Origin of the sequence: Rhodococcus sp. LB1, from assembly GCF_001583455.1 — a bacterium.
GTDB classification, from domain to species: domain Bacteria; phylum Actinomycetota; class Actinomycetes; order Mycobacteriales; family Mycobacteriaceae; genus Rhodococcus_F; species Rhodococcus_F opacus.
In genome coordinates this window covers 1-8,684 of the sequence record NZ_LTCZ01000401.1, presented here as the reverse complement: position 1 = coordinate 8,684, position 8,684 = coordinate 1, and the positions used below count along the sequence as shown (strand labels likewise).

Genomic DNA, 8,684 nt, shown 5'->3' with positions numbered 1-8,684 from the left:
GGCCAGCTAGCTGGCCCCGGCCTTCACCCCGACCCCGCCCGGGCACCCGCCCCCGCGGAACGACCATATCCAGGAAGAGATCCCGTGTCCTTGCCCGTTCTCCAGATCATCGTTGCCAGCACCCGGCCGGGCCGCGTCGGACTTCCGGTCGCACAGTGGTTCGCTCGCCATGCCACCGACCACGGCGGCTTCGAGGTCGAGATCGTCGACCTCGCCGAGATCGACCTGCCCATGTTCGACGAGCCGGCGCACCCCAGGCTCGGGCAATACGCGCATGCCCACACCAAACGATGGAGCGAAGTGATAGCCCGCGGTGACGCGTTCGTCTTCGTCACCCCGGAGTACAACTACGGATTCAACGCCGCCCTGAAGAACGCCATCGACTACCTCTACAGCGAATGGCAGTACAAGGCAGCGGGTTTCGTCAGTTACGGTGGGATCGCCGGCGGAACCCGGGCGGTCCAGATGCTCAAACAGGTCCTCACCACGCTGAGCATGGTGCCGGTGTTCTCCTCGGTGAACATCGCCTTCGTCGGCAAGCTCATCACCGATGAGGGCGGGTTCGAACCGACCGAGGCTCTCCTTGCGTCTGCCGACGCCATGCTCGGAGAATTGGCGAGCTGGACCCCGGCGGTCGCGGCCATGCGGACCTGACCGAGCGTGAACAAAAGAGAGGGCCCGTCCACCGGACGCACTCTCATATGTTCGTTGTCGGAGGAAGCGGTCAGTCGGCGATCGAACTGTCCGTCGACAGAAGGAATTCCGTGGTCAACGAGATATGGCGGTGCAGCAAATCCGCTGCCAACTCCGTGTCCCGGGCGAGGACTGCCTCGACGATGTCGCGATGCTCCTTCGCGATGTCGCGATCGGAAGAATGCCCCAGCGGCACCGACCAGCGCCGGTACAACTCGGCGGCGGCACGCAAATCGTTCGCGGTCCGGCGAAGCCGCGGATTCTCGCAGCCGGCGAGCAGGGTCTCATGGAACGAGGCATGCAACTGTGCCCACCGCTCGTTGAAACGTGCAGGATCGTCGGGATCCATCTGAGGACACCGCTCGAGCTGATGGTGGATGGCGAGCACCGACGATTCCCACGTCACGTCGCCGTCGCGGATCGCCCGCCGGAGTGCGAGGATCTCGATCTCACACCGGGCATCGGTCAGCCACAGCAGGTCGCTGCGCGAGAGCGGCGTCACGGTGAACCCGATCTGCGGGACGCTCTGTACCAGGCCCTCACCCACCAACCGGGTCAATGCCTCCCGTATCACGCCGACGCTGGTGCCATACCTCTCGCACATCTCTGCGAACGGGAGTTTCTGGCCGGGTTCGAGGCGGCCGGAGAGAACGTCCGCGCGCAGAGCGTCGTAGGCGACCTGCTGCCGCGTACGTTTCTCGCTCATCGCAACACCCTACCACAATCGAACATTACTAGCATTTTCGAATAAGTGTGCCCGATGGCCACAGAGTGTGGTGGCCATCGGGCAGTGTCCTGGGCTGGCTCGCGGTGGATGTCAGCCGATGCGAGCCCGCCGGATCACTCGGTGAGCGCGACCGGGGTGAGGTCGACGTCGATGTGCTGCGATCCCTGGCCGGGGTATCCGAGCGCGTATACGAAGGCGCGGAAGTCGCCGGATGGGTCTGCGATTACCTGATGCGGGGTATTCGGCGGGGTGTAGATCAGGTCGCCGACCGTGATGACGCGGGCCTCGTCGGCGATCTGCATCACGCCCTTACCCTGAATGACGAACCAGTACTCGTGCGTCGGGTGCTGGTGCGCCTTGAGTTCCTCGCCGGCCTGCACCTGGAAAACCCCGGCCAGGGCCATGTACGTGCCGGTAGTCTCCGACTCCTGCGCTTCTTTCGGGATCATGTATTTGGTGGTCGCGGTCCCCCGGTGTTCGGGAACCGACTCCATATCGATGGACCAAACGTGCATGGCCAAACTCCTTGTGCTCGTATTGATGTGGGGTTGATCTGCGCCGCCTGAATCAGGCCCGTGTCATCGTCTGTGTGAGTGTGCCGATGCCGTCCACCCAGCTCACCAAGGTGTCGCCGGGCTGGAGGAACACCTTCGGGTCCCGCCCGACGCCCACGCCGGCCGGTGTTCCGGTGAAGATCAGGTCGCCGGGAAGCAGCGTCACGATCGCCGAGAGCTTCGCGATCAGGCTCGGCACAGAGAAGACCAGGTCTCGGGTGCGACCGAGCTGCATCTGCTCACCGTTGATCGCGCACCCGAGTTCGAGGTCGGCGGGATCGTCGACCTCGTCGAGCGTGACCACCCACGGCCCGGTCGGGCTGAATCCGGGAAAGGACTTGCCCAGGCTGAACTGGGGCACCGGGCCGACGAACTGAGCCTTGCGCTCGGACAGGTCCTGTCCCACCGTCAGGCCTGCGACATGGGACCACGCCTCCGCTTCAGAGACGTCGTGGGCCGTGCGACCGACCACGGCGACCAGCTCCACCTCCCAGTCGGTGTTGCCATCGGCAGGCAGGGTCACGGTGGTGTTCGGCCCCGTCACAGACGAGACGAACTTGGTGAACACCGTGGGCGCTTCCGGGACGGTGAAACCGGACTCGTCGGCGTGGTCACGGTAGTTGAGGCCAATCGCGAAGATCTGGCGCGGTGTCGGCACCGGGGCCTGCAGATCGGCGGGGGCGAACTCGATCGACTCGGACAGCTCTGCGGTCGCCGCCCACGTCGTGAACTCGTCCCACCGCTCGTAGATCGACTGCGGGTCGGCGTCGAAGACGCCTCCGCTGGCCTTGTTGACGTCGACGGCGGTGCTCGGTCCGGTCACCAGTGACAGGCGGCCGCCGATGCTGGCGATCTTCATGAATTTCTCCTGGATGTCGAGGAACGGAGGCCGGTGACCCGGTCGCCGCCTGGGTGGGATGGCGCACTCGAACCGACGAACGTAATGCTTGCCATGTTTCGAAAATAGCAATAGGCTTCGAACATAGTCAATGGCAGCGAACTGTCACGACGAAACAAGACTTCGAGGAGTTCGACGTGAGCGACATCGTTCGAGGAACCACCGTGCTGGCCGGCCCGCTGGAAACCACCTTCGAGATCACCGGGGACATGGTCGGCGGCGCGTACTGCGTGGTCCGGCAGACCGTGAAGGCCGGCAGCCTGTTCTGGCCACACATCCACGTCAACGAAGACCAGGTCATCGTGGTTCTCAGCGGAGAACTGGGCGTGCGCGTCGGAGACGAGGAATGGACCGCATCCGCCGGTGAGACGGTATACCGCCCCAAAGGATTACCCCACGCGGTGTGGAACTCCGGTGCGGTGGACGTCGAAATGCTCGAGATCACCAGCCCAGGGAACTTCGACCAATACCTCGCCGGCATGGCCGAGGTCACCGCCTCCGGAGACACACAGGCACGCGCAGCGCTACTCGAGCGCTTTCAGGTGAGCCCTGTCGAGGGATGGTCCGCCGAACTGTGTGCCAAGCACGGAGTGTCCGAATAACACTCCACCACCAGCAATCCGACGCGACCACCGCACGGTACGTCGGCATCGACGAGGAGAACTGATGTCACTGCATCGACTTGCATCCGTGATCATTGGCGTGCCCAACGTGAATGAAACACGTAGCTACTACGAGGAATTCGGCCTCACCCCCGATTCGGACGGATGGTTCCGCACCACTGACGGAGGTCGGCAGCTCCAGGTGACCGGCGCACCGACCCGCCGGCTGATCGAGCTCGGAGTCGATGTCGACGACGAGGACGACCTCGATCGTGTGGCCCACAACCTGCATCGGCTCGACATCGAGTTCGAGCGGACCGCACACGTATTGACTTCGGTCGACCTCACGACAGGGGTGAAGGCAACGCTGCGAGTGGCGCCACGCAGAACCCAGCCCACCGTGCCCGCCACCGCATACAACGGTCCCGGCCGGATCGATCGCGCGGGCCGGGCCCCAGGCATTTTGCGAACCGACCGAGTCCATCCACGCAAGCTCGGCCACGCCGTCGTCGGCACGACCAATCTGGCCGCCTCGACCCGATTCTTCGTCGAAGGACTCGGGTTCCGCGCGAGTGACTTCATCAAGGACAAGGGCGCGTTCCTGCGTTGTTCGAACGATCACCACAATCTGTTGGTCCTCGAATCGCCGGTGACCTATCTGCACCACACTTCCTGGCAGGTCGACGACATCGACGACATCGGTCGCGGCGCCCAACGCATGCTCGAAGACCACCCCGAACGGCACGTCTGGGGACTCGGCCGGCACCACGCCGGCAGCAACTTCTTCTGGTACCTCAAAGACCCGGCCGGAAACTTCAGCGAGTACTTCTCCGACATGGATTGCATCGTCGAAGACCAGCTATGGACTCCCGAAGTCCTCGAGGGAGCCAAGGGCCTATTCAACTGGGGACCACCGCCGCCGCCGTCATTCATCAACCCGGACGACCTCGCCGGACTGATGGCCGGCACCCACTCGATGACCCAGTGACCGAAAAGGCAGATAGCAATGGTCGACACCAAGATCGCCGTACTCGGCAGCGGAGCCAACGGCGCCTCCATCGGCGCCGACCTCACCCGAGCCGGACTCGACGTCACCCTGATCGAGCAATGGCCCGAACACGTCGAGGCAATGCGCACCCGAGGCGTCGAAGTGCGGATGCCCCACTGCACCGAACGCACTCCAGTCCGGGCGTTCAACCTCTGCGACGTCGCCACCTTCCGCGACAAATTCGACGTCGTCCTGATCCTGATGAAGGCCTACGACACCCGCTGGGCCAGTGAACTCGTCAAACCCGTCCTCGCCGACGACGGAATAGTCGTCGGCATCCAGAACGGCATGACCATCGACCCGATGGCAGACGTCCTCGGCGCCCACCGCACCCTCGGTAGCGTCATCGAAATAGCCTCGAACATGTTCGAGCCCGGCATCGTAAACCGGGACACCCCCCGCGAACAGTCCTGGTTTGCGGTCGGGGGAATCGAAGAACGCGCCCACGCACGCGCCACCGACATCGCCACCATCTTGGCCCACGCCGGGCGCGTCGAAGTATCCGACGACATCCGCTCCTCCAAATGGATGAAGCTGGTCGCCAACAGCACCGAACTGGTCACCTCCGCAGTCCTGAACATGACCGTCATGGAAGCTGTGCAGGTCCCGGGCATGCACGCCCTCATGATCGAAGCCGGAAACGAAGCAGTGCGAACAGCCCTGCAGCTCGGGCACACGTTGCGGCCGATCATCGGGATGACCGAAGCCGACCTCACCGAACCCGACCGGTTCGCCGCAGCATTGCTCGATGTGGTGCACGACGTGTACTCGATCCCGGGCCAGAAGACGACCGTCCTTCAGGACTGGCTCAAGGGCCGACGCAGTGAGGTCCACGAGATCAACGGTCACGTCGTACGTGAACAACTCCGACTCGGTGGCACAGCACCCGTCAACAGCGCCGTGGTCGACATTGCGGAAGCCGTCGAAGAGGGCACCCTCACCGCAGGACCAGACGTCGCACCGATGCTCATCAAACGCGCCGGCCTCTCGATCGTGAAATAGAAAGGACCGCAGATGCCGATCTGCCACATCGTCACGCTGAGCTTCACCGCAGACCTCCCCGCAGAGGTGATGCCGCAACTCGAACAACGTCTCACCGAGTTCGTGGACGGCCGCGCCGGGATAGTGTCGTATACCTGCGGCATCGATCTCGGGCTGCACGAGTCGAACGCGGACTTCGCCATTGCCGCCAGCTTCGACTCGATGACCGCGCTCGAGGCCTATACGAGCCATCCACGGCATCAAGCGATTATCGCCGAGTTCGCGCGCCCGTACCTCGTCACTCGCTCCGCGGCACAGTTCGAACTCTGACCTGACTGATACGACCGACGAAGACAAACCGGCATGGTGCATTCGGACCGATAGCGGCGAATGTCCAGGCAGCAAGATAAACCAACCTGGACGCTGTCCGGTTTCAGCGTGTAATTGGCGCTGGCAACGAAGCCGACACAGGAAGGTGGTGATGATCGGCTAAGTGCGGCAGTCCCGGGGTGCCGAAATTCGACGGGGGATTGTTTGAGAGTGAGCATGTGATGCCGCCCGCCGTTCGTTGCAAGACTGGAAACTTACCCTTCGAACTCACGAGTTTCGTGGGACGCCGTCGCGAAATTGCCGATGCCAAACAGCAGCTGGCGAAGTCGCGGTTGGTGACCCTCACTGGGATCGGTGGGGTCGGTAAGACACGGACGGCTCTGCGAGTTGCTGCGGCTGCGCGGCGGGCGTTCGACGGACTCTGGCTGATCGAACTGGACGAGCTGCAGAACTCAGCAATGATCGCACACGCGGTGGCGGCGGATCTGGGACTGCATGAGCAATCACCGACCGCCGCCCTCCCGCTTCTCATAAAGCATCTCGCGGATCAGCGGTTTCTGCTGGTTCTCGATAACTGTGAACACCTAGTCGATGCGGCCGCAGAGTTCGCGGACACTCTTCTGCGAAATTGCGCCGAACTTCGAATCCTTGCAACGAGTCGTGAACCACTCGGGATCGGCGGTGAGGTCGTATTGCGGATTCCACCGCTGGCAGTCCCCGGAGCCGACCACGCTCCGTCCCTTCAAGAGCTCCCCGGATACGACGCAATAACGCTGTTCGCGGAGCGCGCAGTCGCCGAAGTGCCCGAATTCGGCCTCACCGAGCAGAACCGGGTTGCAATTACGCAGATCTGCCAGCGGTTGGACGGCCTTCCATTACCGATCGAACTGGCGGCGGCACGAATGCGTGTGATGTCTGCTGAACAGATCCTCCAGCGACTCTCCGACCGCTACCAGATCCTGACAGCAGGAACCCGCAGGGCGCCCACACGACAGCAGACGCTGCGGTTGTGCATCGACTGGAGCTACGCCCTGTGCTCGGTAGCAGAACGCGACATGTGGGGCCGACTCTCAGTCTTCGCCGGTAGTTTCGAACTGGATGCGGCAGAAAGTATTTGTGCCAGCGAAACGGCTCCAGAGACCACGTTGGACGTCGTTGCTTCGCTGATCGACAAGTCGATACTGATTCGGGAGGAATTCGGTCACAGTGTGCGGTATCGGCTGCTCGACACACTTCGGGACTACGGGCGAGAGAAGCTGCAGAAGGCCGCCGACCACGAGCCCCTTCAGCGCAAACATAGAGATTGGTACCGGAAGCTGGTGCTGCGTGCGGAGGCCGAATGGATTGGCCCTCAGCAAGGGGAATGGATTGCACGGCTGACTCGGGAACTGCCCAACCTACGCGACGCGATCAGCTTCTGTCTCGCTGTCCCGGGTGAGGAAGCCGCGGCACTCGAGATCAGTGCCGCCTTGTACCCATTCTGGTTCTGCCGTGGACTCCTCACCGAGGGACAACGATGGCTGGACCAATCGCTGAACCTGCACGACGGAAAGCCCACCGTAGATCTGGCGAAAGCCCTCTGCGCGGACAGTGTCCTCGCTGACAGGCAAGGGAACCTGCCGAAAGCCGCCTCCCTGCTCGACTCACTCCGCGGTATCGCCGAGGACACCGGTGATACCGACATCTACGGGTTTGTCGCGTACACCGCCGGGCAGTTGGCTCTTCACCAGAGTGATCACCATCAAGCAGTCGAGGCCTTCGAGAACGCTCTCGCGGCATTCCACGCGGATCACAATGGTCTCCTCTTCAGAATTGGTGCGCTGCAAGGACTAGGGCTCGCACGTTGCCTGCTCGGAGACTTCACCCGCGCCGTCGCCTGCCACGCAGAAATACTTGCCGTGACCGAACCACGCCAAGAGCAGGTCTACCGGATCTACGCCCTGTGGGCTCTCGGTTTGGCCCGGTGGCGGTCGGGGGAAACGATTCGAGGGGCGGATCTCCTCAAACAGAGCCTGCGAATTCTTCGTGTCGTCGATGACCCACTCGCGTCCGCTTGGTGCCTAGAAGGGTTGGCCTGGATCGCCGCCGGCGAACGCCGGACGCAGCGCGCAGCAGTATTGATGGGGGCTGCCCACTCACGATGGAATGCGGTCGGTAGCCCCACCGTCCACCTTCCAGGAATGGTCGTTTTTCACCAGCAGTGCGAACGACAGAGCCGCTCCGCCCTCGGCGACCGAGCCTTCGCAGCATCCTTCCGCCGAGGAGCACGTGCACTATGCGCCGACGCCGTCACCTATGCCATCGACGAACACGTGCATGCGCCCACTGACTCACCCCGCAACCGGATCAGCCTGACGAAACGAGAACGCGAGGTTGCCGGTCTCATCGCTCAGGGTCTCACCAACAAAGCGATCGCTGGCGAGCTTGTGATCGCACAACGCACAGCGCAGGGGCACGTCGAACACGTTCTTGCCAAGCTAGGCTTCACCTCCCGCGCCCAGATTGCTGCATGGGTAGTCGAACAGGGGAAGAGTCAGCGCCCCTAACCGTGATGCACGCAGAGCGTACGGACCCGCATGCCGGGCTTTCTTTTGCCGCTATCCGCCATTGACTCTGTACTGTACCGTCCAGTACAGTACCCGCGAAGCGGGGGACAAGTATGAAGCTCGCGGTGTTGTAGGGAGGCTGGCGTGGCAAAACCGGCAGAGGGCGCGGCTACTTCGGCCGAGACGACGGGCAAGATTCTCGACGCCGCGCAGGAGCTTTTCTTGCGGGACGGATATGCGGGGGTCAACCTCGATCGGATCGCGAAGTCGGCGGGAGTGGCGCGGCAGACGTTGTACAACCGCTT

10 protein-coding genes are annotated in these 8,684 nt (G+C 63.0%); 7 read left to right on the top strand and 3 right to left on the bottom strand.

All coding sequences use genetic code 11. The features are described from left to right. Positions 1–654: NADPH-dependent FMN reductase (locus tag AZG88_RS39320; RefSeq protein WP_231914349.1), on the top strand; the 654-nt coding region annotated here is incomplete at its 5' end. A 70-nt stretch (positions 655–724) separates the two neighbouring features. Here the strand turns inward: AZG88_RS39320 and AZG88_RS39315 are convergent. From AZG88_RS39315 to AZG88_RS39305, 3 genes are all read right to left on the bottom strand, one after another. Beyond that, the gene (locus tag AZG88_RS39315; RefSeq protein ID WP_061042021.1) at positions 725–1,399 is read right to left on the bottom strand and encodes a GntR family transcriptional regulator; all 675 of its coding nucleotides are present in this window, start codon (positions 1,397–1,399) and stop codon (positions 725–727) included. A 134-nt stretch (positions 1,400–1,533) separates the two neighbouring features. Beyond that, positions 1,534–1,935 carry a cupin domain-containing protein gene (locus tag AZG88_RS39310; RefSeq protein WP_082764510.1) on the bottom strand — a complete coding sequence of 134 codons (402 nt, stop codon included), beginning with the start codon at positions 1,933–1,935 and terminating at the stop codon, positions 1,534–1,536. Positions 1,936–1,987: 52 nt separating this feature from the next. Beyond that, complete coding sequence (locus AZG88_RS39305; RefSeq protein ID WP_061042023.1) at positions 1,988–2,833, bottom strand: fumarylacetoacetate hydrolase family protein; 846 nt, start codon at positions 2,831–2,833, stop codon at positions 1,988–1,990. 176 nt (positions 2,834–3,009) lie between these two features. Between AZG88_RS39305 and AZG88_RS39300 the strand changes: the two genes are divergently transcribed. The 6 genes from AZG88_RS39300 to AZG88_RS55185 all read left to right on the top strand — a co-directional run. Continuing rightward, entirely contained in the window at positions 3,010–3,474 is a 465-nt protein-coding gene (locus AZG88_RS39300; protein ID WP_061042024.1) for a cupin domain-containing protein, read from the top strand. A gap of 64 nt (positions 3,475–3,538) precedes the next feature. Next, positions 3,539–4,462, top strand: a complete 924-nt coding sequence (locus AZG88_RS39295) for a VOC family protein (protein WP_061042025.1) — start codon at positions 3,539–3,541, stop codon at positions 4,460–4,462. Positions 4,463–4,480: 18 nt separating this feature from the next. Further along, entirely contained in the window at positions 4,481–5,524 is a 1,044-nt protein-coding gene (locus AZG88_RS39290) for a ketopantoate reductase family protein (RefSeq protein WP_061042026.1), read from the top strand. Between the two features lie 12 nt (positions 5,525–5,536). After that, positions 5,537–5,833, top strand: coding sequence for a Dabb family protein (locus tag AZG88_RS39285; protein ID WP_061042027.1), 297 nt, complete (start codon positions 5,537–5,539; stop codon positions 5,831–5,833). A gap of 179 nt (positions 5,834–6,012) precedes the next feature. Continuing rightward, on the top strand, positions 6,013–8,379 hold the full coding sequence (locus AZG88_RS39280; RefSeq protein WP_231914348.1) for an ATP-binding protein: 2,367 nt from the start codon (positions 6,013–6,015) through the stop codon (positions 8,377–8,379). Positions 8,380–8,523: 144 nt separating this feature from the next. Continuing rightward, the coding region (locus AZG88_RS55185) for a TetR/AcrR family transcriptional regulator (RefSeq protein ID WP_156517727.1) at positions 8,524–8,684 on the top strand (161 nt) is incomplete at its 3' end.

Bases quoted from the DNA above. Each gene is read 5' to 3' on its own strand.
- AZG88_RS39315 (WP_061042021.1), bottom strand. From the start codon at position 1,399: ATGAGCGAGAAACGTACGCGGCAGCAGGTCGCCTACGACGCTCTGCGC.
- AZG88_RS39310 (WP_082764510.1), bottom strand. From the start codon at position 1,935: ATGCACGTTTGGTCCATCGATATGGAGTCGGTTCCCGAACACCGGGGG.
- AZG88_RS39305 (WP_061042023.1), bottom strand. From the start codon at position 2,833: ATGAAGATCGCCAGCATCGGCGGCCGCCTGTCACTGGTGACCGGACCG.
- AZG88_RS39295 (WP_061042025.1), top strand. From the start codon at position 3,539: ATGTCACTGCATCGACTTGCATCCGTGATCATTGGCGTGCCCAACGTG.
- AZG88_RS39290 (WP_061042026.1), top strand. From the start codon at position 4,481: ATGGTCGACACCAAGATCGCCGTACTCGGCAGCGGAGCCAACGGCGCC.
- AZG88_RS39285 (WP_061042027.1), top strand. From the start codon at position 5,537: ATGCCGATCTGCCACATCGTCACGCTGAGCTTCACCGCAGACCTCCCC.